At 56.5% G+C, this 25,792-nt stretch carries 20 protein-coding genes and 1 tRNA gene; 13 read left to right on the top strand and 8 right to left on the bottom strand.

Translation table 11 applies throughout. From position 1 onward, the window contains the following. Positions 1 to 251 precede the first annotated feature (251 nt). From C0U40_RS14655 to rlmB, 4 genes are all read right to left on the bottom strand, one after another. Positions 252 to 1,544 (bottom strand): O-acetylhomoserine aminocarboxypropyltransferase/cysteine synthase family protein, encoded by a 1,293-nt coding sequence (locus C0U40_RS14655; RefSeq protein WP_101656553.1) that lies wholly within the window; start codon positions 1,542 to 1,544, stop codon positions 252 to 254. Between the two features lie 54 nt (positions 1,545 to 1,598). Further along, positions 1,599 to 2,075 carry a CoA-binding protein gene (locus C0U40_RS14650; RefSeq protein WP_101656663.1) on the bottom strand — a complete coding sequence of 159 codons (477 nt, stop codon included), beginning with the start codon at positions 2,073 to 2,075 and terminating at the stop codon, positions 1,599 to 1,601. A 302-nt stretch (positions 2,076 to 2,377) separates the two neighbouring features. Next, entirely contained in the window at positions 2,378 to 2,836 is a 459-nt protein-coding gene (locus C0U40_RS14645; RefSeq protein ID WP_101656552.1) for a YHS domain-containing (seleno)protein, read from the bottom strand. Positions 2,837 to 2,954: 118 nt separating this feature from the next. Beyond that, positions 2,955 to 3,746 (bottom strand): 23S rRNA (guanosine(2251)-2'-O)-methyltransferase RlmB, encoded by a 792-nt coding sequence (rlmB, locus tag C0U40_RS14640; RefSeq protein WP_101656551.1) that lies wholly within the window; start codon positions 3,744 to 3,746, stop codon positions 2,955 to 2,957. Positions 3,747 to 3,888: 142 nt separating this feature from the next. Between rlmB and C0U40_RS14635 the strand changes: the two genes are divergently transcribed. After that, positions 3,889 to 3,972 (top strand) — tRNA-Tyr (locus C0U40_RS14635). A gap of 17 nt (positions 3,973 to 3,989) precedes the next feature. Here the strand turns inward: C0U40_RS14635 and C0U40_RS14630 are convergent. The 3 genes from C0U40_RS14630 to C0U40_RS14620 all read right to left on the bottom strand — a co-directional run bounded on the left by C0U40_RS14630 (position 3,990) and on the right by C0U40_RS14620 (position 7,081). Beyond that, positions 3,990 to 4,457 (bottom strand): DUF305 domain-containing protein, encoded by a 468-nt coding sequence (locus tag C0U40_RS14630; protein ID WP_101656550.1) that lies wholly within the window; start codon positions 4,455 to 4,457, stop codon positions 3,990 to 3,992. Between the two features lie 83 nt (positions 4,458 to 4,540). Beyond that, complete coding sequence (locus C0U40_RS14625; RefSeq protein ID WP_101656549.1) at positions 4,541 to 5,395, bottom strand: fumarylacetoacetate hydrolase family protein; 855 nt, start codon at positions 5,393 to 5,395, stop codon at positions 4,541 to 4,543. Between the two features lie 315 nt (positions 5,396 to 5,710). Continuing rightward, positions 5,711 to 7,081 (bottom strand): aspartate aminotransferase family protein, encoded by a 1,371-nt coding sequence (locus tag C0U40_RS14620; RefSeq protein ID WP_101656548.1) that lies wholly within the window; start codon positions 7,079 to 7,081, stop codon positions 5,711 to 5,713. A 103-nt stretch (positions 7,082 to 7,184) separates the two neighbouring features. On the opposite strand from C0U40_RS14620, the gene C0U40_RS14615 reads away from it, so the two are divergent. Continuing rightward, complete coding sequence (locus C0U40_RS14615; protein ID WP_101656547.1) at positions 7,185 to 7,664, top strand: Lrp/AsnC family transcriptional regulator; 480 nt, start codon at positions 7,185 to 7,187, stop codon at positions 7,662 to 7,664. An 18-nt stretch (positions 7,665 to 7,682) separates the two neighbouring features. Here C0U40_RS14615 and C0U40_RS14610 read toward each other — a convergent pair whose 3' ends face one another. Then, positions 7,683 to 8,789: a mandelate racemase/muconate lactonizing enzyme family protein gene (locus C0U40_RS14610; protein WP_101656546.1), complete on the bottom strand. Its 1,107-nt coding sequence runs from the start codon at positions 8,787 to 8,789 to the stop codon at positions 7,683 to 7,685. Positions 8,790 to 8,906: 117 nt separating this feature from the next. On the opposite strand from C0U40_RS14610, the gene C0U40_RS14605 reads away from it, so the two are divergent. The 11 genes from C0U40_RS14605 to C0U40_RS14555 all read left to right on the top strand — a co-directional run bounded on the left by C0U40_RS14605 (position 8,907) and on the right by C0U40_RS14555 (position 25,735). Beyond that, positions 8,907 to 10,388: a PLP-dependent aminotransferase family protein gene (locus C0U40_RS14605; RefSeq protein ID WP_101656545.1), complete on the top strand. Its 1,482-nt coding sequence runs from the start codon at positions 8,907 to 8,909 to the stop codon at positions 10,386 to 10,388. Between the two features lie 127 nt (positions 10,389 to 10,515). Next, entirely contained in the window at positions 10,516 to 11,592 is a 1,077-nt protein-coding gene (locus C0U40_RS14600) for an extracellular solute-binding protein (RefSeq protein ID WP_101656544.1), read from the top strand. 100 nt (positions 11,593 to 11,692) lie between these two features. Then, entirely contained in the window at positions 11,693 to 12,823 is a 1,131-nt protein-coding gene (locus C0U40_RS14595) for an ABC transporter ATP-binding protein (protein WP_101656543.1), read from the top strand. Positions 12,824 to 12,831: 8 nt separating this feature from the next. Then, positions 12,832 to 13,698 carry an ABC transporter permease gene (locus C0U40_RS14590; protein ID WP_101656662.1) on the top strand — a complete coding sequence of 289 codons (867 nt, stop codon included), beginning with the start codon at positions 12,832 to 12,834 and terminating at the stop codon, positions 13,696 to 13,698. A 16-nt stretch (positions 13,699 to 13,714) separates the two neighbouring features. Next, a complete protein-coding gene (locus C0U40_RS14585; RefSeq protein ID WP_101656542.1) occupies positions 13,715 to 14,572 on the top strand; it encodes an ABC transporter permease in 858 nt (285 codons plus the stop codon). 17 nt (positions 14,573 to 14,589) lie between these two features. Then, complete coding sequence (locus tag C0U40_RS14580) at positions 14,590 to 16,206, top strand: GMC family oxidoreductase (protein WP_101656541.1); 1,617 nt, start codon at positions 14,590 to 14,592, stop codon at positions 16,204 to 16,206. A 27-nt stretch (positions 16,207 to 16,233) separates the two neighbouring features. After that, positions 16,234 to 17,520, top strand: coding sequence for an NAD(P)/FAD-dependent oxidoreductase (locus C0U40_RS14575; protein ID WP_101656540.1), 1,287 nt, complete (start codon positions 16,234 to 16,236; stop codon positions 17,518 to 17,520). A gap of 245 nt (positions 17,521 to 17,765) precedes the next feature. Then, on the top strand, positions 17,766 to 19,577 hold the full coding sequence (locus C0U40_RS14570; RefSeq protein WP_286135009.1) for an autotransporter assembly complex protein TamA: 1,812 nt from the start codon (positions 17,766 to 17,768) through the stop codon (positions 19,575 to 19,577). Next, positions 19,574 to 23,251 (top strand): translocation/assembly module TamB domain-containing protein, encoded by a 3,678-nt coding sequence (locus tag C0U40_RS14565; protein WP_101656538.1) that lies wholly within the window; start codon positions 19,574 to 19,576, stop codon positions 23,249 to 23,251. The genes C0U40_RS14570 and C0U40_RS14565 overlap by 4 nt, the downstream gene beginning before the upstream one ends. A gap of 162 nt (positions 23,252 to 23,413) precedes the next feature. Beyond that, positions 23,414 to 24,073 (top strand): helix-turn-helix domain-containing protein, encoded by a 660-nt coding sequence (locus tag C0U40_RS14560; protein WP_286135008.1) that lies wholly within the window; start codon positions 23,414 to 23,416, stop codon positions 24,071 to 24,073. A gap of 72 nt (positions 24,074 to 24,145) precedes the next feature. Continuing rightward, entirely contained in the window at positions 24,146 to 25,735 is a 1,590-nt protein-coding gene (locus C0U40_RS14555; protein ID WP_101656537.1) for an ABC transporter substrate-binding protein, read from the top strand. The last annotated feature ends 57 nt before the right edge of the window (positions 25,736 to 25,792 follow it).

Here is a 25,792-nt window from a genome sequence, read left to right as displayed (position 1 = left end):
TTAGTGTAGCAGATTTTTGCCGGAATTGGAATATTCCGCCCGATCAGGTGGTCCGGTGCATCAAACCCGCAGAACCGGATCACGCAGAGGCGAGTCTGTATCCGGCGGTTCGTTCTTTAAATTGATTTCGTATCGAAAGGTTTAAAATTCAAGCAGGCGTGACGCTTTGGCGCTGGTCACATAATAAATGCGGGGTCTTGTTCAGGCAGAATTGGAAAGGACGCCCGCACAGGGCGGGCGCCGTTCAAGTGTCAGGCAGTTGCCTTGCTCAGGGCCTGATCGAGATCGTTGATCAAATCCTCTACAGTTTCGATACCGATGGAAAGGCGTACCGTGTCCGGCGCTGCTCCGGCAGCTTTTTGCTGTTCTTCGGTCAGCTGACGGTGTGTTGTGGAGGCAGGGTGGATGATCAATGAACGTGTATCGCCAAGGTTGGCCACGTGGCTGAAGATTTCCAGACTGTCTACCAGCTTGATGCAGGACTCGTAGCCGCCTTTTACCGCACAGGTGAAAAGGGCACCTGCGCCTTTGGGGTACAGTTTGCCCGCCCGATCCGCGTAAGGTGACGAATCCAGACCAGCATAGGTCACGGATTCAATCCGGTCATCCTTTTCGAGCCATTCCGCAACCTTTTTGGCATTCTCCACATGGCGTTCCATGCGCAGGGACAGGGTTTCAATACCAAGCAGTGTATAATGCGCCCCTTGCGGGTTCATTGTCATGCCCAGATCCCGCAGGCCAATGGCGATGCCGTGGAATGTGAAGGCCAGTTCGCCGAAGGTTTCGTGGAATTTCAGCCCGTGGTAGGCAGGTTCCGGTGCACTAAGCGACGGGAATTTATCGTTTTGGGACCAGTCAAACTTGCCGCTGTCGACAACGCAACCGCCTGTTACCGTACCGGAGCCAGTCAGGTATTTGGTCGTGGAGTGAACAACCAGTGTCGCGCCCATTTCGATCGGGCGGCAGAGGTAAGGGGTTGCCGCAGTATTGTCCACGATAAGGGGCAAGCCGGCTTTGTCCGCAATCGCGGCAATCGCCGGAATGTCGGTCACATAGCCGCCCGGGTTGGAGATGCTTTCACAGAACACCGCGCGGGTGTTTTCGTCGATCGCCCCTGCAACCGCATCCGTGTCATCAAGGTCTACAAATTTCGCGGACCAGCCGAAACGCTTGATGGTCTGGCTAAACTGGGTGATCGAACCACCGTAAAGACGGGTGGACACGACAACATTGCAACCCGGCCCCATAAGCGGGAACAGCGCCATGATTTGCGCCGCGTGACCGGAAGAACAACACACAGCCCCGACACCGCCTTCAAGGGTCGCAATGCGTTCCTGAAGAACTGCCACAGTCGGGTTGGTCAGACGCGAGTAGATATACCCTACTTCCTGTAGGTTAAACAGCGCGGCGGCGTGATCGGCATCGCGAAACACGTATGACGTGCTTTGATAGATCGGCGTTTGCCGCGCGCCGGTGGCTGGATCGGGGCGCGCACCTGCGTGCACTTGCAGGGTGTCAAAACCGTAGTTGGGGCCGTCTGTCATTGTTTCCTCCGTAATCGAACAATTTGGCGCAGAGTATGCCTAATATACGACTGTTCACAACCGCGAAGAAATGATTCCCGTGTTAAAACCGCCTTTGCGCAATTCTCCGAAAAGTCGTTGATATTCGATCTTGGGACAGCGGTTCTGGATCACAGTAACTCCCGCTGCTTCGGCCCGAGAGGCTGCATCGGCGTGGCGAACTCCGATTTGCATCCAGATGGTTTGCAATCCGGAAAGCAGAGAGAGGCTTTCCTCGACAATTGGCGGCACAGCTTCGGATCGGCGGAAGATATCAACCATATCTACAGAGTCGTCCTTCAGTTCCGACAGATCGCCCCTTACTGTTTCTCCGAAGAGTTCCTGACCGGCATAAACGGGATTGACCGGAATGACCCGATATCCCCGCAATCCCATATACCGCGCCACATAGTGGGAAGGGCGGACAGGATTGGTGGACACGCCAATACAGGCGATCGTTTTTGTGCGCTTCAGCACGCTGCGCAACAGTTCGTCAGAATAGGTTTCGCTCATACAGAAGATCATAACGCCAGCACCTGTCGGGCTCTACCTCAAAAACGACAGGGCAGGGCGTCTTGCTTGCCAGCTCAAAAAAAGCGCCCGAAACAAAAATGCTTCAGGCGCAAGGTGTGGAACGAGGGACAGTAGTCAGAGACGGGGAGTTCCAATCAACCCGTCCAGTGATTGAGTACTTAGAGCTGTTTTTCCCGGAGTTAAGGTTTTGTAATAAAATTGTGATCACGTCGTGGTCACACGCCCCGGCACGGACCAGCTTTTAAAGGGAAAAGTGGACCGTAACGGCGGGGCGCAAGGCTTCAGTTTTCCAACGGGGCCGGCCAGTGTGCGTCAGCCTTCTTTATATTGCCCGGGATGTCTGTTTGCCATTTGCTCCGCACACTCAGATTGAAGTTCAGGTACAGTTTTCCGTCGACAATGGACCAGGCATCAGGTTCGGTCGGGGCTACATAACCGTTTGCCATAGCGAAAGCACAATATCCGCCATATTGCGGGGCGTATTTTTCCGGATCAGCGGCGAAAGCAGCGGCGTTCCCCGCGTTTGCAAACAGCCATGTCGAGCCGTTCCAGTCCACCGAATGGTCGCGCGAGCCGGCAACCGGTTTGCCCTCGCTGAAGTAGGCGACGGTATCCGTTCCATCTATGGCGACGGTGTCTTCGGTATAGACCGGAGGGCTCTTGGCGGCGGCCATCGGCGCAACCAGCGTCACGGCGCTGGCAGAGACGAGCGCTAGAATCGCGCGTCGGTTAAGTGTCATGCGGGTCTCCCAAAGTTTGATCTGGGAGTGAGGCTAGCGGCTAAATCGCGACCGCTCTACTGCTTACACGGCGAATTGAGTGCGCGTTATTCCTGCTCGTGTCTGCGTGAGCGGAATGTTACCGCAGGCGGGCCGCTTCATAGAGCCCGACAGCCGCCGCATTTGACACATTGAGCGAGCCGAAACCGCCCGCAAAGCGGATTTTCGCAATGATATCACAGCTTTCACGGGTAAGTTGTCGCAGGCCCGGACCTTCTGCCCCAAGCGCGAGAGCCACTGGCATCTTTGCTGACTTCGTTAGTTCTTCTGCCAGATCTGCGTCCCCGAGACCATCAAGACCAATGATGAAATAGCCCATTTCTTTAAGGGCCTTCATAGAGGTGGCCAGATTTTGGACCCGTAAATAGGGCTGGCGTTCCAGCGCACCGGAAGCGGTTTTTGCAAGCGCACCTGTTTCGGGCGCAGAATGGCGGTGCGGAGCGATAACAGCGCGGGCGCCGAAAACTTCGGCTGACCGTAGGATCGCGCCGATGTTATGGGGATCGCTTACGCGGTCCAGCAGCAACACCACAGGGTTTTCGCCGCGCGGCGCGCAGCGTTCGGACAGGCTTCCCCAGACCAGCGGGTCCACTTCCAGCGCCGCCCCCTGATGCACGGATTGTGCATCAAGCGGCGCAGAAAATTTGCGCGGGTCCTGTACTTCGGGTTCGATACTGGCAGCGGCAATTGCATCTTCCAGCTTGGCTTGCGCATTGGGTGTCAGGATCAGCCGGTGTTTGACACGGGCAGGGTTCATTAGCGCATCGCGCACTGCATGAAGGCCGAACAACCAAACTGTCACAGGCGTTTCACCGCGTTTTTCCCGCTCTTTTTCAACAACCCACGTGGGTTTCTTGGGTTTTCTGGCCATAATCCTGCGCCCTTGCTGTCGTGTTTATCCCGTGTCGCAGATGCCAGAAGCCACTGCAAGGGGCTGGGGAAGAACAAGATGCAAGATTGATGCAGAATAGTGGTTGACGCCACCCGACACCCCCGCTAAATCGGGCGGCGTTGGGCGACGTGCTGCAAGGTGCGGCAGCGGACTGTAACTCCGCCGAGGCGACTCATGCCTGGTTCGATTCCAGGGTCGCCCACCATTTTTCTGGCTCCCGTTTTAACGGGACTCCAGATCCTCGATGAGGGCTTTCATCTCTCCGATTTCACGCCGTTGGGCCTCGATAATGGAATTTGCCAGTTCCTTGACACGGGGATCGCTGATTTCCGCCCGTTCGCTGGTGAGAATTGCAATCGAGTGGTGGGGGATCATGGCTTTCATCCAGCTCACATCCTGCACGGTTTCCTGAGAACGGACGAGCCAGAGGGCGATGGCAAAGACAAGCGCAGATCCCACGTAAATCGCTGTGTTCACGGCTTTATTCTGATACATTCCGAGCATGAACGTCAGCATGACAACCGCCATGACTGCACCCATGATAAAGGTCATATAAAACCGTGTTTCGCTGAAAAATACGTGATCCGCCGCATAGGTGTTCAGATACATCAGCCCGAACATGATAACAGTAGACGTGCCGACCATGGCGAAGAAACGGCCATAGCCGCTTTGGTGTTTGGTGTCCTTCATTATTCCCTCCTTTGAAGTGATTATAGGATCACAACAAGATTCCAGCGCGGGAGGGTTCCGAAGTATTCTAAAAAAGTGAAGGGCTATTCTTCGTCTACAACCGGATTGGAGCAGATGCCGATGCCTTCTATTTCCACCTCGATAACCTCGCCTGGTCTGAGAAAACGGGGCGGCGTGCGGGCATGGCCGACACCGGGCGGTGTACCCATGGCGATCATGTCGCCGGGGTTGAGCGTTGCAAACTCGGAAATCGTAGCAATGGTTTTGTTCACCGGCCACATCATGTCGGCTGTATTTGCGCTTTGCAAAATTTCCGTGCCGACGCGGGACTGGATTTTCAGCCCGATGGCTCCGGCGGGCAGATCGTCGGGTGTCACCACATATGGGCCGACAGCGCCGGTGCTGTCGAAGTTTTTACCCGGCGTCCACTGCGGTGTCTTTCGCTGGTAATCCCGTACCGATCCGTCGTTGAACACCGTATAACCGAATACGTGGTCGAGCGCTTGGTCCGGCGGGATACGGCGCCCGCCATTGCCAATGATGACCATCAACTCTGCTTCATAGTCGAGTTTGTTAGAGCTTTTGGGCCGAACCATCGGCGCACCGGAGGGCATAAGCGATTCCAGACCACGCATGAAAAGGGCAGGGTAACTTGGCATGTCATGGCCACCCTCTTTTACGTGATCGGCGTAGTTCAGCCCCAAACAAATCGTTTTGCCCGGCCGTTCAATAGGCAGGGCTGGTATGATGTCACCGATTGCGATCTTATCTGAAGCCGCGATGCGAACCGACAGGTCAGAAAGCAGTTCTGGATTGGTCAGAAGGGATCTCAGGTCTGAGCCGACTTCGCTGGATAATAAGGATAGGTTGGTTGCGGCTATATCATTCACTGCGAAGACCGAATTTCGTCCGGCATGTTTCCCAACCAGTAATTTCACGCGTATATCCCTGTCGCCTGTCGTTGCGTTCCTGTCGTAAGGCGATAATCCGCACGAATGCAACTGTTTACCAGTGCACTTGCATAAAGTGGCTATAAAACCGAGCTGATACGTCCCTACAGAAGAGAGTTTATGCGGGATTGCAGGTTCGTGCTCTGGCGAATTTTGCAAAGGTGTTATTGCATTTTTGTCGATTCGTTGGGCGCGCGAAGGGTTGTTTCTGGGTGGGCACTGCGTTTTTGCTTCGAACCTTCAATTGAAAAAGGCGCAGACGGATGAACCGCTGCGCCTTTCCAAAAGCTATTGAAAGATAGGTTACCCCAGAACTTCCTTAACGGCTTCCACTGTGACACCGACCACATGATCCACTTCAGCCTGCGTGATGCACAGCGGCGGAGCAAAGCCGATGATGTCGCCCTGCGGCATGGCTCGGGCAATCACATCGCGGCTGGCCATAGCGGCGGAAATCGACGGTCCGATCTTGCGGGAGGCGTCAAAAAATCCGAGCGGTTCTTTTGTGTCGGCGAATTCGACGGCGCACATAAGACCTTCGCCGCGCACTTCAGCTACATTAGGGTGATCCGCCAGTGCGTCGCTTAGCGCTTTCTTCAAATAAGGGCCGGTTTTGCCTGAATTCTCCACCAGACCCAGTTCGTCGATCAGTTTGAGGTTGGCCACACCGGCAGCCGCACCAATCGGGTGGGCGGAATAGGTCCAGCCGTGGCCGATAGGTCCGTTTTCGTCGGTGCCGTTTTCCAGCACTTTCCAGACTTTGTCCGACACTATCGAACCGGACAGCGGCGCATAGGCCGATGTCAGACCTTTGGCGATGGTGATGATATCTGCTTCAATCCCGTAGTGGTCCGACCCGAACATGCTGCCAAGACGCCCGAAGCCGGTGACGACTTCGTCCGCGATCAACAGAATGTCGTATTTCTTCAGAACAGCCTGAATCGCCTCCCAGTAGCCTTCGGGCGGGGGTACGATGCCGCCGGTGCCAAGCACAGGCTCACCGATAAAGGCGGCGACGGTGTCTGGGCCTTCGGCAAGGATCAGCTCTTCCAGTTTAGCAGCGCAATCAGCCGCAAACTCTGCCGGTGTCATCGCGGTATCCTTGCGGCGCAGATAATAGGGCGCCTCTGTGTGGATGACTTGGGACAGGGGCAGGTCGAATTTATTGTGGAACAGTTCCAGCCCCGTCAGCGAGCCTGTCATCAGGCCGGAGCCGTGATAACCGCGCCAGCGCGAAATGATCTTTTTCTTTTCAGGGCGACCAAGGATATTGTTGTAATACCAGACCAGTTTGATGTTGGTCTCGTTCGCATCAGAACCGCTTTGCCCGAAATAGACTTTCGACATATTGTCTGGAGCGCGGTCCAGAATCATCTTGGCCAGTGTGATCGAGGCTTCGGTGCCGTGGCCCACATAGGAATGGTAATAGGCCAGTTCATGGGCTTGTTTGGCAATCGCCTCGGCAATTTCAGTGCGCCCGTAGCCAACATTCACGCAGTAAAGCCCGGCAAAAGCATCCAGCATCCGACGACCATCGCGATCGGTGATATGGACGCCGTCACCGCTGCTGATAACCCGTGTCGGGGTTTCCCCCCGCGCATGTTGCGCCAGATGTGTGGAGGGATGGAAGAAATTCTCGCGATCCCATTCGGCCAGTTGGTCATTGTTCAGCATAGTTACGCCCTTTCTTGTGTGTTGCGCGCAGCATATCAACGAGCCGTGACGAAACGATGCAAATCTGTTACGTTTGCGCCTAATTTATGCAAGGATTGATCGAATGGCTGCCAAACCCCCCGCATTGGATGATTTTGATCGCAAAATTCTGCATGAGGTGCAGCAGAACAACCAGCTTACCTCGACTCAGCTTGCCGAGCGGATCGGCCTGTCCCCGACCTCTGCCCAGCGCCGGTTGAACCGGCTGCGCAAGGAAAAGGTGATCAAGGGCGATATCTCGATCATTTCCGGCGCCGAAGTGGGGCGCACGCTAACTATGATTGTCTCGGTGCAGCTTGAAAGGGACCGCTCTGACATTATCGACCATTTCAAAAAGGCCGTGCGGGCGGAACCCATCGTGATGAGCGCCTATTACGTCACCGGCGACAGCGATTTTGTGCTGATCATCAGCGCAAGGGACATCAAGGAGTACGAAGGCTTCACCCGCACGTTTCTTTATGACAATCCGGACATCAAAGGGTTCAAAACCACAGTGGTGATGGATCAGATCAAGACGTCTTTTTACGTTCCGCCGTGGGAATGAAACTCAGGATACCTTGCCTCATCCCTCCAGTTCGGACTTGCGATACTCTGCCTTGTAGAGCCATTCGGGATTGATCTCGATTCCCCATCCGGGCGCGTCTGTCACAGTGGCCTTGCCATCTCGGATCTCATAGGGATCGTGGGTGAACAGCTTGTCCTGCCACGGGTAGTAGTCCAGCCCCTCGATGGAAAACTCCAGATATTTGCCCGCATTGGGAATGGCCCGCAACAGGTGCATGGTGAACAGCGTGACCAGCGACAGGTTGGCCGCATGAGGGGTGACCGGAATCCCCGCATCCGCAGCCATTTTTGCAACCCGCATCGTGCGGGACATACCACCGAGGTAGAGCACATCCGGCTGCACAATATCCACGATCCGCCCGTCAATCATCTGCTGCCAGTTGGCCATCATACAGTCCTGCTCCCCCCCTGTGATGTCCAGATCCAGCGCGTCGGTCACTTCCTTGGTCTGCGCAAATTCCCAATAGGGGCAGGGTTCCTCGTAATGGGAAATTCCGTTGTCGATCAGAATCTTGCCAACCTCAATCGCCCGCTTTGGGGAATAGCAGGAATTGGCATCAACCAGCAGCGCCACATCATCGCCCATGGCGCGGCGCATGGTGGGGACGATTTCTTCGGTGCGGCCGTCCCATTCGTCGCGGTCGCGGCCCACTTCCGCGCCAATGCGGAATTTGAAGGCGTCAAAGCCCTTTTCATCGCGCAGCCGGACCAGCCGGTCTGCCTCATCCTTGGGTGTTATATCCCGCTTCATGGACGACCCGTAGGCGCGGAATTCACCAGGGCTGCCGCCCAATAGGGTGCAAACCGGTTTGCCCTCGACCTTGCCGCGTAAATCCCAAAGTGCTGTATCCAGCCCGCCCATGGCGCGGCGCAGGTAGGAACCGGGAAATTTATGTTCGCGGTCCCGCACGAAATCCAGAATGCCATCAACGTCATAGGCATCCTTGCCCAGCGCATAGGGTGCCACCTGCCGGTGCAGCACTTGTGCTGTGATATCCGCATAATAAGGCGCGACCTGACCCCAGCCCTGCGCACCTGTGTCAGTCGTCACACGGGTAAAGCTGACGAATTCCGTGCTGAAGGTTTCGATGGATTTGATCTTCATAAGGGAGGCTCCGGTAGGCTGGGCAGGTCTGAAATCTTTGGCGTTGACCATAAAAGAAATTGGACCTTACAGTAGGTCCATTCCGACAATAGTAGCGGTCCAATAAGGGGGTGCACAGTGAAGCAACAGGCCGGAGCCTTGCTCTCCTCCATCCGGATCGAACGGGGATCGGACCGCAAGATTAGTGTGCAGCTTTATATGGCCCTGCGCGAGATTATACTGACGGGTGGTCTTGGCGCGGGCAGGCGGCTTCCGGCCAGCCGTACGCTGGCCAAAGAGATCGGTGTCTCGCGTACTACGGTGATTGACGCCATAGACCGGCTGGTGTCCGAAGGGATGCTGGTGTCCCGCGTGGGCGCAGGAACCTATGTGAGCGACGTGCTTGCCCAGCCGCTAACCGGAGCGGATCGGCCGGATGCGCCTCAGGATGTTTTGGCCGAACCAATACTATCACAGCGCTTTTCCGTGGCGCTGGACAATTTTGCTCCACGCCAGCGGCTTCCTCATAAAAGTCAGGCTTTCATTACCGCACTCCCCGCGCTGGAGGCGTTTCCAATGGCCCATTGGGCGCGGATATCGGCACGCCACCTGCGGGGTAATCGGGACGAAATCATGGGCTATGGCCCGCCACAGGGGCTGGATCGGTTGCGCCGGTCTATCGCCAGCCACCTTAACGCGGCGCGCGGGATCAAGTGCAGACCGGAGCAAATTTTCATTACCGGCGGGGCGCAACAGGCGTTTTCGATCCTCGGGCGTGTTCTGCTGAATAGTGGTGATCGTGTCTGGTACGAAAACCCGGGTGCCATTGGTGCAGGCAATGCACTGGTGGCGAACGGGGCGCAACTGGTGCCGGTGCCGGTAGACGGGGACGGGCTGGATGTGGAGCAGGGTTTACAATTTGCGCCGGATTTCCGGCTAGCTTTTGTCACACCCTCCCACCAGCAGCCCCTTGGCCATGTCATGTCCCTTCAGCGGCGTCTGGCGCTGCTGGATGCGGCGCGGGCCGCCAATGCGATGATTGTCGAGGATGATTATGACGGCGAGTTCCATTTCTCGGAACGGGTGCAACCTGCGCTGAAAAGCATAGATACGCAGGACCGTGTGATCTATGTGGGGACGTTCTCCAAAACCCTGTTCCCCTCTATCCGGCTGGGTTTTATTCTGTCGCCCGACAGTCTGGTGCCGGTGTTCGATCGGGTGTTCACAAGCTGGATCAGCGGCCCGTCCACGGCAACGCAAGCGGTTGTTTCGGATTTCATGGACGAGGGCCAGTTCGCTACTCACATCCGCATGATGCGAAGGCTATACAAGGCCCGATATGATGTGCTGATGCAGGCCGCTCAGGCGCTGCCGCCGTCAATTAAGATCCAGCCGACCCGCAGCGGATTTCACACGACAGCCTATCTCGACCCGCGCGTGGATACAGCCCGACTGGTCGCTCAGGCCGCTGAACGCAACGTCATCACAGCCCCGCTGTCGCGCTATTGTCTCGCCCCTGTTGAGCAGAATGCCCTTGTGCTTGGATTTGGCAGTGCGAAGCCCGACGATATTCAGTCAGGGCTTAAACTTTTGTCTGGATTGCCCGCGCTGGATATATAATCCTGTTACAAATTGGTCTGATAAGAATTCCGCAATGGATATGAGTCGCAGTCCAATGCCTTTCTAAGGTTCAAGTGCGACTGACTAGAACCCGACGCTGCCGCGTTGATACTTCAGGGAGTACATTATGAAACATAAAACAAAAATCACGGGTCTGATGGCGGCGCTGCTGCTGTCTACGGCTTCTTTCGCACATGCCGAAACACTGCGTCTGCTGACTTGGGGGTCTTATGCGCCCGAGGAGCTGGTGCAAAAATTCGAGGAACGCTATCCCGATATTGATGTGGAAGTGACCTTTTCCAACAACGAGGAAATGATCGCCAAGCTGCGGGCCACCGGCGGCGCGGGCTTTGACCTTGCACAGCCAAGCCACGACCGTATTCACGCAGCGCAGATGGAATACGACATCTACAAACCGCTGGATCTGTCCAAGATCGACACCTCCGTTATGGAGACCTCCCATCTGGAGGGTGTGAAGGCCAACACCACCATTGACGGTGAAGTTTATGCGGTTCCGCATCAGTGGGGCACCTCTGGCCTGATGGCGAACAAATCCGTTGCGCCGGATTTCAAGGGCTGGGGTGATCTGTGTGATCCGAAGTATGAAGGCAAAACCTCCATGCGTCTGAAGCGGACCATTCTGCTCGGCACCGCGTTTTCAATGGGGCACGATCCGTTTGCCGCCTATTCCGATCTGGATAAATACCAGCAGATTCTGGATGAAGTGGCCGAAAAACTGATCGAATGTAAATCCAACATCAAAGCCTATTGGAAGGGCGGCGACGATCTGTCCGCCATGATGCTGTCGGGTGAGATTGTGGCCTCTGAAACATGGGATTCCACAGCCTATAAACTCTATGGTCAGAACAAGGACATCGTGTTTGTGCCACCGGAAACAGGTGCGCTGGCCTGGATCGACACATTTGCGCTGCCCCGCAAGGGCAAGGCGGATGATGCAGCCTACAAGTGGATCAACTTTGTGCTGGAACCTGAAAACGTAACAATCATGTCCGGCAGCACCGGCGCGATTGCCGCTGTCAAAGGCGGGCTGGACCTGCTGCCCGAAGACAAGCGTGAAGCGGTGACAGCGGCCTTTACCGACGCAGATATTGCCAATCTGAAGTTCTTTGCCAACATCCCCGCCGGTGTCGAGGACATGGAAGGCAAGACACTTGAGAAAATCAAAGCGGCCACAGGCGGCTAAACGATTCCATCAGATGGGGCGGCGTTCAACATGACGCCGCCCTTTTTCTATCTGCCAGCAGGCGCCTTTTTCCTACGACACTGACAAAACGGATTCCCGAATGAACACTGCCACACTGACCGATCCGGCCCTTGAACCTGCATTCGATCTGGAATGCAGCAATATCCACAAATCGTTCGGGGCTGTGCGCGCTGTGGATGATGTGTCGTTCAAAATTCCCAAAGGGTCTTTCTTTTCGATCCTCGGGCCGTCGGGCTGTGGCAAGACGACCTTGATGCGGATGATTGCAGGTTTCGAAGATCCCACCTCCGGCGATATCCAGATCAAGGGGAAATCGGTTCTGAACACGCCGCCCAACAAGCGGAACGTGAAGATGGTGTTCCAGCACCTTGCGCTGTTTCCGATGATGAACGTATATGAAAACATCGCCTACGGATTACGCTGCATCGGGACAGACAAGGCCGAAATCGACCGCAAGGTGAAGGATGTGCTTGAAAGGATCGCGCTGCCGGATGTGGCAGATCGCGAAATCCACCAGCTTTCAGGCGGCCAGAAGCAGCGGATCGCGATTGCCCGCTGTATGGTAATGGACCCTGATGTGCTGTTGCTGGACGAACCGCTTGGCGCGCTTGACCTGAAACTGCGCGAGGCGATGAAAATCGAACTGAAACTGCTGCAACACCAGTTCAACACCACCTTTATCTATATCACTCACGACCAGTCCGAAGCGCTGGTTATGTCCGATCACGTCGCCATTATGAACGAGGGCCGCTTTGAACAGATCGGCCGGCCCGAAGACCTTTATCACAATCCGCAAACGTCATTTGTTGCGGGCTTTGTCGGGGATTCCAACCGTTGGTCCGGTCGGGTCACGGCACAGGAAGGCGGAGAATACCGCGTGGAAACCGAGGCAGGGCTGGTGATGACCAGTGCGCGGGCCGTGGGGCAGGGGATCAGCTCCGGCAAGGACGTTTCGATCTTTGTGCGCCCCGAGTTTATCACAGCCCGCAAGACATCCTCTGAGGGCAGCAGTACCGCGCAAAACACGCTGCAGGGCCGTGTGGATTCCGTTCTGTTCAACGGTGCCAACAGCCGCGTATTGGTGCGCGACCCTGTAGGGGAACTGATCGAGGCAGATGTGGTTGTCACCGGCGGGACAGAGGATTTGCGGGCCGGTGATGATGTCACGCTCGAATGGTCCGCCGCGCAAACCATGTGTTTTGCGGTTTAGGGGGCGATATGCAATCTGACATCAAACGCCTTTCGCTGATCCTGCTGTTCGCACCCTTCGCGCTGTGGATCGCCTTGCTGATTATCCTGCCTCATATGGGGATGGTTGTGCTGTCTTTGCGGGAAAAAGTAGCGCCGCGGGTCTATGAGTTCGGTTTTGGCAATTACATTGATTTCATAAACGAGCCGATCTACTGGAACACGCTGCTGCGCACCGGCTCCATGTCTATTCTGGTAACGTTTCTGGCGCTGCTGATCGGCTTTCCCATCGCCTATTACATTGCCAAAATCGCAGGCAAACGGTCCCGTGGGGCGCTGTTTTTGTTGTGCCTGATCCCTTTGTGGGTCAGCGATCTGATCCGCGCTTTCGGCTGGATTCTGTTGCTGCGGGAAACCGGCGTAATTTCAAGTTTTCTGACGGATATCGGCCTGATCGACCAGCCGATAGAGTTTCTCTACAATGACATCACGGTCGTTATCGGGCTGGTTTATACCGTGATCCTGTTCATGATTGTGCCGCTTGTCTCAACCCTTGATGGGATGGACAACGCCATGATCGAGGCGGGGTATAATCTGGGAGGCAACGGGTTCACCGTGCTGCGCCGTATCATCGTGCCCTATGCCATGCCCGGCATCGTGTCGGGCTGTATCGTGGTCTTCATGATGACAGCGGGCAGCTATCTGACGCCGATCCTGTTGGGCGGTAAGAATTCAAGCTGGTTTACCGAACAGATCTACGACCAGTTCATCACCCGCTTCAACTGGGAGAGCGGCGCGGCCTTTGGCTTTTTGCTGCTGGCCTTTACCTCGATCGTTGTGTGGATCGGTTTGCGCCTGACAGGGCAGACGCTGGCCAACACTGTTGCGAAAAGCTGAAGGGGAGGGATCGGACATGGCATCATCAACCAAAAATCAGGCCTTCCTGCTGGGCTATCGCGCTTACATGGCGGCGTTCTTTATCTTTCTGGCGGCTCCATTGGTGGCGGCAGGCAGCTTTGCGTTTAACGACTCGCTGTTTCCGGCGCTGCCGTGGCAGGGGTTCACGCTCGACTGGTTCTTTAATGACAGCGAGCCCAAACTCGGTATGTTCCACGACCGTCGCCTTTTGCGGGGGCTGTATTATTCCGGCGTAATCGGCGTGATGGTATCGCTGCTGTCGGTGTTCGTCGGCACCACCAATGCGTTCCTGTTTGTTCGGGGAAATTTTCCGGCCAAGAACTTCTTTTACATCCTGATGATCCTGCCGCTGGTTATTCCGGGCGTGATCCTTGGGATTTCCATTCTGGTCATGGCCAGCAATATCGCCAACGGGGTGGAGGACCGGTTCAATCTGGAACTGGAATTCCTGCGGCCCGGAATCCTGCTCGTCGTCTTTGGCCAGTTCAGTTTCGTGACCACCATCACCTCGCTGGTGATCACGGCACGTTTGAAGAAATTCGACACGTCACTTGAGGAAGCGGCCCTGAACCTAGGGGCGAGCCGTGCGCAGGTGTTGCGCACTGTGACACTGCCTTTCCTGCGCCCTGCGATGATAGCGGCAGGGATTGTCGCTTTTCTGGTATCGTTTGAAAATTTCAACACCACACTGTTCCTAGTTGGATCGGAATCGCCGCTGACAATTACGATGTATGACCGGATGGCCAAAGTCGGCTCTACCCCTGTGTTGAATGCTGTGTCATTCTTCCTGATCGTCGGGTCCGGTTTGCTGGCATTGATCAGCGTCGTGATCCAGCGCGACCCCAAGTCCTGAAGTTAGGGAAGTCACGAATGGAACAGGTGGATTTTATCATCGTGGGCGCAGGGTCTGCGGGCTGCGTGCTGGCCAACCGGCTGAGCGAGAACGGAAAATTTAAGGTGATGCTTCTGGAAGCCGGTGGCAGTGATCTGAATTTCTGGATCTGGCTGCCCATCGGCTATGGCAAGACCTTCTATAAGCGCAGCGTCAACTGGATGTATGAGACGGAGCCCAATCCGGAGCTGAACAACCGCGTGTCCTACTGGCCGCGCGGCAAGGTTATGGGCGGGTCCAGTTCCATTAACGCGATGGTCTATATTCGCGGGCAGGCGCAGGATTTCGACGGCTGGAAGGACATGGGCAATCCGGGCTGGGGCTGGGACGATGTGCTGCCCTATTTCAAGAAAGCGGAAACCAACGATCGGGGCGGCTGCGACTTTCGCGGCGATTCCGGTCCGTTGCATGTTGGGACCATGGACCGGTTTCTGCATCCGATCTGCCAGAACTACATCACAGCCGGCGAACAGATCCAGATACCGCGTAACGCCGATTTCAACGGCGCCAGTCAGGAAGGGCTGGGCACCTATCAGAACACTGCGCGCGGCGGGATGCGCATGTCCACGGCGCGAGCCTACATCCGCCCCGCCCGCAAGCGGCGCAACCTGCGGGTGGAAAAACGTGCGCTGGCGCAGCGGGTGTTGTTTGAGAACGGCCGCGCTGTCGGCGTGGAATACAGCCAGAACGGAAAGGTCAAACAAGCCTTTGCCGCGCGGGAAGTGATCCTTTCGGCAGGCGCGATCAACTCGCCCCAACTGCTGCAACTTTCAGGGGTTGGCCCTGCGGAACTGCTGAAATCCAAAGGTATTGAGGTGGTCAGGGACGTGGGCGGAGTGGGGCAGAACCTGCAAGATCATCTCGGGATTGATTTCCTCTACCGCTCAAAAGTGCCGACGCTGAACAACCAGCTTCATTCATGGCACGGCAAACTGCTGCAAGGTATGCGCTATGTGCTGACGCGGGGCGGTCCGCTATCGCTCGGGGTTAATCAGGGGGGCGGGTTTATCCGGTCCCGTCCGAGTCTGGACCGTCCCAACATGCAGGTGTTTTTTTCGCCGGTCAGCTACACGAAGGCGCCTCCGGGCAAGCGGCCGCTGATGAACCCCGATCCCTTCGCCGGTTTCCTGCTGGGCACCCAGCCGATGCACCCGACCAGTCGCGGGCATCTGGCAATCCGCTCGGCCGATCCGGCGCAAGCCCCTGAAATCCATCCGAACTATCTGTCCACCGAACTCGACATGCAGGAAATGCTGGAAGGCATCCATTTTATGCGCAAGCTGGCTGCCGCGCCCGCTTTTCAGGAAATCATCGAATCTGAAATCGCGCCCGGACCACAGGCGCAAGACGATGCCGCCTTTATTGAATACATCCGCGAAAAGGTCGGCACGGTGTTTCATCCTGTCGGCACCTGCAAGATGGGGCCGGACGCGAAAACCGACGTGGTAGATGCGCGACTGAAACTGCACGGGATCGAAGGGCTGCGGGTGGTGGACGCCTCGATTTTTCCCACTGTGACGTCAGGCAATACCAACGCACCTGCTATTATGGTCGGGGAAAAAGGTGCGGACCTGATTTTGCAGGACCATATCTGAGACCGGTAATAAAAAGGCGGTGTAGCCATGTTTACAGATGATTTCAAAGAGACACCCTACTGGTGGGAGGCTGCCCCGATAGCAGAGCGCACCCAAGGAGATTTACCCCGCACGAAGGTCGATATCGCGATTATCGGATCTGGCTATACCGGTCTGCAAGCGGCGGTCCAATCCGCGCGGGCAGGGCGCTCCACCGTGGTGCTGGAGGCCGAAGCGCTCGGGTTCGGGGCAAGCACGCGAAACGGCGGACAGATTTCCACTTCTGTGAAGTTCGGGCTGGCTGAACTTACCAAACGCTACGGGCAAGAGATTGCAGAGGGTATCGTGCAAGAGGGACAAGCCTCGCGCGATTATGTAGAACAGTTCATTCGCGACGAAGGCATCGAGTGCCATTTCAAAGTGGCGGGAAGGTTCGATGGTGCCCATAGCCCCCGCCATTACAAAAAAATGGTTAGCAGTGTTGCCGCGGGCCGCTATCAGAATTCCGGCGCTTATATAGTGCCTGAAGCGGAAATGCCCGCTGAACTGGGCACCAAGGCCTATCACGGCGGCATGGTCTTTCCCCGGCATGCCAATCTGCATCCTGCCTTGTATCACAAGGGGCTGCTGGGGGTGGCCCGCGCGGCGGGGGCAGAGGTTCATTCCCACTGTGCGGTGACAGGGATCAAACGGCAAAACGGGGGGTTTTTGCTCTCCACGCTGAAGGGGCCAGTTGAGGCTGCACGTGTCGTTCTTGCCACCAACGGGTATACGGGGGGCATAACGCCGTGGCAGCAGCGCAGGGTAATCCCGATCGGTTCCTACATTATTGCAACCGAAGAGTTACCTGAGGCGCTGATCGACCGCTTGATGCCCACAGACCGCAACATTTGTGACAGTCGAAAGCTGGTCTACTACTATCGCCGCTCCCCTGATCGCAAACGCATTCTGTTTGGTGGGCGGGTGTCCTTGCAAGAGGCCGACCCGAAGGTGAGCGGCCCGCGCCTGCACCGCGAAATGGTGCATCTTTTTCCCGAGCTTGCCGATACTAAAATCAGCCACAGCTGGACCGGCAAGGTGGGTTACACTTTTGATACCCTTATGCACGCGGGGCATGACGACGGGCTGTTCTATGCCATGGGCTATTGCGGTTCGGGTGTTGGCATGTCCAGCTATATGGGGATGCGCATAGGGCAACAGGCCGTGGATGACCCGCGCGGTATGACGGCCTTTAACAAAATCCCCTTTCCAACGCGCCCTTTCTATTCGGGAAACCCGTGGTTTCTGGCGCCCTCGGTCATGGCATACCGGCTTTGGGACCGGACGGGGTTGTGAACCGGCCGGATTTCTACGGGTAACGTCAGAGTTGATAAGAGCACCGTTGTGCGTGAAATTTTGCGTTTCGCCAAAGCCGGATAACATCAAGGTGATGGTTTGAAGTCCAAACATAAGGTGTAACATTCCGGATCGGTCCTGTAAGATTCGCACCAATGTGCCTTGCGCACGGCGGAGGGCCGCTTGACGGATCGTCCGATGATAACAGATCAGATAGGGGCAGTATTGAAGTGACGGGGCATACCTTGGGCGAACTTGTTAAGACAACCACATGGGCCAGCGCCTTTGCGTTTGGTTTGGGGCTAGGGCTGTCTGCTTCGGCGCAAGCCTTTGATCTGCGGATAGTTGTCGGTCAAGAGAATGAAGACCTTGCCGAAACGCTGCAAAATGCTTCTCTGCTGGTTGAACTTCAATCCCGGGAAAATGTGGCGGTACAGGACATTATCGCCTCTGCCCGCGCCGATTATGAACGTATCGTTACGGCCCTTTACGGTGAAGCCCGTTACGCGCCTGTGGTCGAGATCAAGATCGACGGACGCGAAGCCAGCAGCCTGTCTCCGTTCTATTCCCCCAAGTCCGTGGAGAATGTGGAAATCCGCGTCAAATACGGCCCGCTGTTCAGGTTCGGTCGCGCCGACATTGCCCCTGTTGCCCCCGGAAGCGAGTTGCCGGAGGAGTTCGCGACCGGCGAACCGGCAAGGGTGGGAATATTGCAAGACACTGTTGATGCGGGCATCACCGGCTGGAGAGCCGTAGGCCATGCCAAAGCCGAGCTTGGCGGCCAAAGTGTAACGGCGCGGCATGCACAGCAGCAAATTGATGCGGGAATCCGGCTTGCTCCCGGACCGCAACTGAAATTCGGTCGCCTACTGGTCAGCGGAAATGAAGCCGTTCGCACGGAACGTATTCACGATATTGCCGGTTTCCCTTCCGGTCATGTGTTTTCCCCTGAAAAACTCAAACTGGTTTCCACACGGCTCCGGCGTACCGGGGCATTCCGGGTCGTCGCCCTGAACGAGGCTGAGAACATCGGACCCGACAATACCCTTGATGTGACCGCGCAACTGGTGGAATCTCCGCCGCGCCGTTTCGGGTTCGGGGCTGAAGTATCCTCTGTCGATGGACTTGGCCTGTCGGGTTACTGGCTACACCGCAATTTGCTTGGCGGCGCGGAACGTCTGCGTGTCGACGGTGAAATTTCGGGCATTGGTGGTGAAACCGGCGGCACCGATTACACGGTTTCCCTGCGGTTTGACCGGCCGGCAACCTTTAATGAGGACACGGACTTCTACATCGAAAGCGAAGCAGAGCGTCTGAACGAGGAAAGCTATACGACAAAGTCTTTCGAACTCGGTGCGGGTATCACGCGGTACGCGTCCGAGAAGCGGGAGTACTCATTCGGACTCGGGTACCGATTTGCAGATGTAACGGATGCTTTCGGTCCAAGACGCTACGCCTTGTTGATGGCACCGGCCTCGGCCACGTTTGATTATCGCGATGATCCGTTGGATGCAAAGAAGGGTTACTACGCCAAGGCAGAACTGACTCCGTTTTATGCGTTGCGCGGTACGGACAGCGGTATGCTTGGCACCCTTGACATGCGTGCCTACAAGACGGTCGGCGCAGAAGAGCGGCTGACCTTTGCCCTGCGGGGGCAGCTTAGCTCGCTCAGCGGGCCAAATCTGGCCCGAGCCCCAAGTGATTTTCTTTTCTATTCGGGTGGTGGCGGCACGGTGCGCGGTCAAAACTACCAGTCACTCGGTGTGGATCTGGGGGGCGGAGTTACCGTCGGCGGCCGCTCGTTCATGGGGATTTCGGCTGAAACCCGCTACAAGATCACCGACACAATCGCTGCGGTCGGGTTCTATGATGCCGGATATATCGGACGGGAAAGCTTTCCTGACGGAACTTCGGGGAACTGGCACGCGGGTGCGGGGATCGGCTTGCGGTATAACACAGGGCTTGGCCCGTTGCGTCTGGATCTGGCTGTTCCGGTCAGTGGACCAGGGGACAACAGCGGCGTTGAAATTTATATTGGAATAGGACAATCGTTTTGAGCTTGCGCCCCATTCGCACATTCCTCATCTGCCTGTTAACGCTCCTTGCCGTGCCTGTTCTGGCGCAGACTGACGCAACACCTGCGGAAGAGACTGAGCAGGAAGAATCCGACAAAGGGTTCCTGACCGAACTGTTGCAGGATTCTCTCGGTGGGGAAGGGCGTGTTGTCTCGATTACCGGATTCCGCGGTGCGCTTAGCAGTACGGCGACAATGGATTCCATCACCATTGCCGATAACTCCGGCATCTGGCTGACGATGGAAGGGCTGACGATGCAGTGGAACCGCAGCGCCCTGTTGCGCGGGAGTGTGGATATCGAGCTGTTGGCCGCTGATGTCATCCGGTTGGACCGTTTGCCGGTTACTCCGGATAACGGTTTGCCGGAAGCAGAAGCCCAGCCATTTGCCCTGCCGGAACTGCCGGTTTCGGTAAGTGTCGGCGAGTTGCGGGCGCAGGAGATTTTTCTGGGCAACGCGGTGCTTGGCACGGAAATGGCCCTGACGCTGGAGGCATCTGCCCAATTGGCGGATAATGTGGCAGATGTGAAGCTGCGGGCTCAACGTATCGACGGGCAGGAAGGGGCGTTTCGGATCGTTGCCGGTTTCACAGGTGCTACTCAGGAAATAACCCTTGATATTGCGTTGGAAGAGGGCGAGGGCGGCATTGCGGCGAGACTTCTCGACCTGCCAGGATTGCCGTCGGTTGAACTGGCAGTGCAAGGAGCCGGAACACTTGATGATCTGACAACAGACGTTCGGATTGCAACAGACGGCGCAGACCGTCTGACCGGTGAAATCCGCCTGACCAGCCAGCAGGCAGCACTCGCAGAGGGTGCAGAGGGTGCAGAGGCAGATGCTATGGCTGAAGTTACCAGAGGGTTCGAAGCAGACATCAGCGGCGATATTACGGCCCTGTTTGCGCCGCAGTATCATGACTTTTTTGGCAACTCCGTGCGGCTGCGCGCGGCCGGACAGCAACTTCCTGATGGCACGCTTGAACTGGCGGAGTTGGACCTTAAAACAAACGAGCTGTCGTTGGAGGGGTCAACCACGTTGAACCCTGAATACTGGCCGACCAAATTCGATCTGGACGCAGTTCTAGCCGGGAAAAGCTCTGTCGTGCTGCCTGTGCCAGGTGTCGAAACACGGGTGGACCGCGTGGCGCTGAACCTGAAGTACGACCGTGCGGCGGGCAGTAACTGGAGCGGTGTTTTCAGCATCCGCGAATTGGTTCGGGACGGTATCCGCATCGGCACGCTTGATCTTGAAGCAGGGGGTATCCTGCGCGATGACATTGGTACACTGGGGCAGGTCACTGCTGATCTGAACCTTGATGCCAGCGACTTCGATTTTAACGATCCCGCATTGGCGCAAGCAGTGGGGAACGCTGTCAAAGGGCAGCTAAGCCTGAATTACACCGAAGGCGAACCGTTGGAACTGACACAGATGAACCTGCGCACACAATCTGCCGTGTTAACAGGGGAGGCCACTGTCAACTCATTGGAAGATGCTTTTGAAACCATGCTGGATGCGCGGCTTGTGGCGGATGACCTGTCAAAGTTCTCCGGCCTTGCCGGTCAGGATCTAAGCGGGGCGGCAGCGGTAAACCTGAAGGGTACAGCTGCGCTTGGCGGATTCTTTGATCTTGATCTGTCCGGAGAACTGGACAATCTCGCGATTAATCAGGCCGAGGCGGATAAGTTGTTGCGCGGCAAAACCAGCTTTTCGGTAGAAGCAAAGCGGGATGAAACCGGTACGCAGTTGCGTCAGGCCAAGCTGGAAAACGACCAGATGACGCTTGCGGCCAACGGGCGCTTGGCGACGGATGACGCAAAGTTCACCTATGCGTTGCGGCTGGAAGATGCTGGAATGTTCGATCCCAGATTGCCCGGTCCGGCCACAGTGAACGGCACAGCTGAACTGGATACAGCGGGTTGGACTGTTGATCTGAAAGCTGCCGGTCCCATTGGCGCGAAAGCCGAAGTTGCGGGGCTGGTGACGGGGCCGCAAGCAGCGGTGGAGTTCCTGTTCAGTGTTCCAAACATCAACCCGCTTGTGCCCGCCTATAGCGGCCCCTTGCAGGTGGAGGGACGTGCAGCCCAGTCGGACAAGGGCTGGCGTATCCAGACGGAAATTGACGGACCTTACGGCCTTGATGCCACGCTGGCAGGGCTTGCAACGGGCGAAACACCGATGTTGACCTACACGGCAAGCCTGCCGGACATCAGCCCGATCGTGCCAAAGATCAGCGGGCCGGTCACAGCAACCGGTACGGCCCGCCAGGCAGGTGACGTCTGGCAGGTGGACACGGGCCTCACAGGGCCGGGAGGGATGCGCGCGCGCGTTCAGGGCGATGTGGCTACAGATGGCACGCTTGACCTTGCCAGCAGCGGTGTGTTGCCTCTCGCGATTGCGGACCGTTTCATTGCGCCGCGCAGCCTGAACGGGCAAGCCAGTTTTGATCTGACTGTGCGCGGACCGGCAGATGTATCTTCAGTTTCGGGCCGGATAACTGCGCAGAACGCACGGTTGGCAGCCCCTGAATTGCAATTATCCTTGACCGGAATCGACGCCGATATCGGATTGAACAGCGGGCGCGCAACAGTGTCGGTCACTGGCGGAATTTCCTCTGGCGGGCAGATGTCCGTCAGTGGCGGCGTTAATCTGACTGGTAATCTACAGGCCGATCTGTCCGTCGCACTGCAATCCATCGTGCTTGTCGATCCCGAACTTTACAGTACCACGGTGAACGGCGCATTGAAGATCAGCGGTCCGCTGGCTGGCGGGGCCTTGATTTCGGGCGGCATTGATCTTGGGGAAACACAGATCAAGGTACCAACCGCCGGCGCGGTCGGTTTCTCTATTATTCCTGATATCGTGCACGTCAGCGAAAGTGCCGCCGTGCGGAGAACCCGTGCCAAAGCCGGACTGACCGGCAGTGGCAGCTCCGGTGATGACGGTGCAGGGGGGGCGTCCTCTGCGGCGTTCGGACTGGACATTCGGGTGCGTGCGCCCTCGCAGATATTTGTGCGGGGCCGGGGGCTTGATGCGGAACTGGGCGGGCGCGTGCGCCTGACAGGGACGACCGCGAATGTAATTTCTGCAGGCCGGTTCGAGCTGATCCGCGGGCGTCTTGATCTGCTGACCAAGCGGTTTGATCTGGATGAGGGCAGCGTTCAGATGCAGGGGGATCTGGATCCCTATATCCGGTTTGTCGCCACCACCGAGACCAGCACCGGCACGGCTTCTATCGTCGTGCAGGGGCTAGCCTCTGATCCTGAAGTGACGTTCGAATCCGATCCGGAGGCACCGGAAGATGAAGTTCTGGCACAAATCTTCTTTGGCCGGGATATCTCCCAGCTTTCGCCGTTTCAGGCGCTGCAACTGGTCAATGCTGTCAGAACCCTTGCCGGAAAAGGGGGCGAAGGCGTGGTTTCCAAACTGCGGCGAGGCCTCGGGGTGGATGATCTGGACATTGTGACGGATGACGAAGGCAACACCAGTGGACGGGTTGGCAAATATCTTTCTGATAATATTTACACCGATATCACTGCCGGACAGGCGGGAAGCTCGGTCTCGCTGAATATTGATCTGACCCCTTCCATTACAGCGCGCGGCAGCGTGAGCAGCGATGGCGAGAGCACGCTTGGTGTGTTTTTCGAGCGGGATTACTAAACACCTTCAGTAATCAGAGATTTAGGCGGGCCGAAGGGCCTGCCTAAACTGTTGTGTTCACTAATTATTTTAAGAGTAAAATTTTTATTGTTGACGCAAAATTTATTTCTGCGCACCCTACGCGCCAAGATCGGCAAAGACCGGCGTAAACGGGAGGATTCTGTGTCAGCAGACCGCACAAATGACGCAAAAGATCCGGGCAACGGGCTCGGAAACGGGTTGGGCGCGCGAATGCGGCGCCAACGTCAGCGTCGCTCCATGACGCTACAGCAACTTAGCGCCGCAAGCGGTGTTTCTGTCGGGTACCTCAGTCAGGTTGAGCGGGACCGCGCAACACCGACACTCGGGACGCTTTCCCAGATTGCAGAGGCATTGGGACAAACGGCGGATTACTTTATCCGCACGCCCGCTGTTGCAGAAAGCTTCACCCGTGGTGGCAGCCGCCCGCGGTTTTCCGTGGCTGGTTCCTCCGTCGAATACGAACAAATCGGGGTGAACCTGCCCGGTCACGAGATGACGTCTTTCGTGCTGAACGTGCCTCCCGGATATGAATCCGAACTGATCCAGCATGTGGGCGAGGAAATCATCTACATTCTGGAAGGTGAGATCGTGCAACGGGTCGGTGGACGCGAATATACGATGACCACGGGAGACAGCCTGCATTATCTGGGGGAAAAACCCCACGGCTGGGCCAATGCCTCGGACAAGCCCGCGCGGATTTTGTGGGTCGGTCGGATGCAATACCAGAAATCCGGAGAGCTTTCGCCAACGGATACAGAACACGGTGAGCAAGTTTCCGAACTTGTCCCGATGCGCCCCTAAGAGGGCAAATCCGCAGACAGAAACATCTGCTGCCAATACTCTAAAACCAAACCAACGGAGAATACTGAAACAATGTCACTTAAATCCACACTGGCCTCGGGCCTCTTGCTTGCATCGCTGGGAGGCGGAGCATTTGCACAATCACTGGTCTACTGTTCGGAAGGTTCCCCGGAAGGCTTTGACCCTGCACTTTACACTGCCGGCACGACATTCGATGCGTCGAGCCAGCCGATCTACAACCGTCTGGCGGAATTTAAAACCGGCACCACGGAAACCGTACCGGGCCTTGCTGAAAGCTGGGAAGTTTCCGAGGACGGCAAAACCGTAACCTTCAAACTGCGTAAAGGCGTGAAATTTCACTCCAACGACCAGTTCACGCCGACACGGGACTTCAACGCGGATGACGTGATCTTCACGTTCGACCGTCAGGGCAATGCCGAAAACCCTTACAACAAGGTGTCCGGCGGCACTTGGGAATACTTTGGCGGCATGTCCATGCCGGACCTGATCGAGAGCATCGAAAAGGTTGACGATTATACGGTTGTGTTCAACCTGACCCGCCCCGAAGCGCCGTTCATTGCCAATATGGCGATGGATTTTGCCTCTATCGTATCCAAGGAATACGCAGATGCCATGCTGGAAGCCGGCACACCGGAAATGGTAAACCAGGCGCCAATCGGCACCGGTCCGTTCTCCTTCCAGGCCTATCAAAAAGATGCGGTGATCCGTTACCTGCGCAATGATGACTACTGGGGCAACAAAGCCAAGGTTGAATCCCTGATCTTTGCGATCACTCCGGATGCGTCTGTGCGCTACCAGAAGGTTCAGGCGGGCGAATGCCATGTCATGGCTTACCCGAACCCTGCAGATGTGGAAGCGATGAAAAGCGATGAAAGCATCGTAGTTATGGAACAGGAAGGCCTGAACGTGGGCTATCTGGCCTATAACACGCAAGTGGCGCCATACGACAACCCCAAGGTGCGTAAAGCGCTGAACATGGCCATCGACAAGCAATCCATCATCGATGTTGTGTTTCAGGGCTCCGGCCAGATCGCCAAAAACCCGATCCCGCCAACCATGTGGTCCTACAACAACGACATTCAGGACGATGCACATGATCCCGAAGCAGCCAAAGCCATGCTGGAAGCTGAAGGCGTAACCGACCTGTCCATGAAAATCTGGGCGATGCCGGTTCAGCGTCCTTACAACCCGAATGCACGGCGTATGGCCGAACTGATGCAGGAAGATTTCTCCAAAATCGGTGTGGACGTGGAAATCGTGTCTTACGAATGGGGTGAATACCTGTCCCGCTCCAAGGAACTGGACCGCGATGGCGCAATTCTGTTGGGCTGGACCGGTGACAACGGCGACCCGGACAACTTCCTTGCGGTTCTGCTGGGCTGTGACGGCGTTGGCAAATCCAACCGCGCACAATGGTGCAACGAAGAGTTCGATGCCCTGATTCAGAAAGCCAAAAGCGAGTCTTCTCAGGAAGAGCGTGCCAAGCTTTATGAAGAAGCACAGGTCATCTTCAAGGATCAGGCGCCTTGGGCCACGATTGCACACTCTGTTGTGTACATGCCAATGCGCCCCGAAGTGGAAGGCTATGTGGTTCACCCGCTCGGCAGCCACATCTTTAACGAAGTTGGATTGTCCGAGTAACAATCCAGGTAACAGGAGGGCGGCATCAAGATGCCGCCCTCACTCCTTTTAACTCCT

The organism is Neptunicoccus cionae, from assembly GCF_002860325.1.
GTDB lineage: Bacteria > Pseudomonadota > Alphaproteobacteria > Rhodobacterales > Rhodobacteraceae > Amylibacter > Amylibacter lutimaris.
Note: the sequence above shows the minus strand (reverse complement) of the source record. Positions and strands in the feature narration are given on the sequence as shown.

Bases quoted from the DNA above. Each gene is read 5' to 3' on its own strand.
- C0U40_RS14600 (WP_101656544.1), top strand. From the start codon at position 10,516: ATGAAACATAAAACAAAAATCACGGGTCTGATGGCGGCGCTGCTGCTG.
- rlmB (WP_101656551.1), bottom strand. From the start codon at position 3,746: ATGGCCAGAAAACCCAAGAAACCCACGTGGGTTGTTGAAAAAGAGCGG.
- C0U40_RS14620 (WP_101656548.1), bottom strand. From the start codon at position 7,081: ATGCTGAACAATGACCAACTGGCCGAATGGGATCGCGAGAATTTCTTC.
- C0U40_RS14595 (WP_101656543.1), top strand. From the start codon at position 11,693: ATGAACACTGCCACACTGACCGATCCGGCCCTTGAACCTGCATTCGAT.
- C0U40_RS14580 (WP_101656541.1), top strand. From the start codon at position 14,590: ATGGAACAGGTGGATTTTATCATCGTGGGCGCAGGGTCTGCGGGCTGC.
- C0U40_RS14555 (WP_101656537.1), top strand. From the start codon at position 24,146: ATGTCACTTAAATCCACACTGGCCTCGGGCCTCTTGCTTGCATCGCTG.
- C0U40_RS14615 (WP_101656547.1), top strand. From the start codon at position 7,185: ATGGCTGCCAAACCCCCCGCATTGGATGATTTTGATCGCAAAATTCTG.
- C0U40_RS14650 (WP_101656663.1), bottom strand. From the start codon at position 2,075: ATGAGCGAAACCTATTCTGACGAACTGTTGCGCAGCGTGCTGAAGCGC.
- C0U40_RS14630 (WP_101656550.1), bottom strand. From the start codon at position 4,457: ATGAAGGACACCAAACACCAAAGCGGCTATGGCCGTTTCTTCGCCATG.
- C0U40_RS14645 (WP_101656552.1), bottom strand. From the start codon at position 2,836: ATGACACTTAACCGACGCGCGATTCTAGCGCTCGTCTCTGCCAGCGCC.
- C0U40_RS14610 (WP_101656546.1), bottom strand. From the start codon at position 8,789: ATGAAGATCAAATCCATCGAAACCTTCAGCACGGAATTCGTCAGCTTT.
- C0U40_RS14585 (WP_101656542.1), top strand. From the start codon at position 13,715: ATGGCATCATCAACCAAAAATCAGGCCTTCCTGCTGGGCTATCGCGCT.
- C0U40_RS14590 (WP_101656662.1), top strand. From the start codon at position 12,832: ATGCAATCTGACATCAAACGCCTTTCGCTGATCCTGCTGTTCGCACCC.
- C0U40_RS14655 (WP_101656553.1), bottom strand. From the start codon at position 1,544: ATGACAGACGGCCCCAACTACGGTTTTGACACCCTGCAAGTGCACGCA.
- C0U40_RS14575 (WP_101656540.1), top strand. From the start codon at position 16,234: ATGTTTACAGATGATTTCAAAGAGACACCCTACTGGTGGGAGGCTGCC.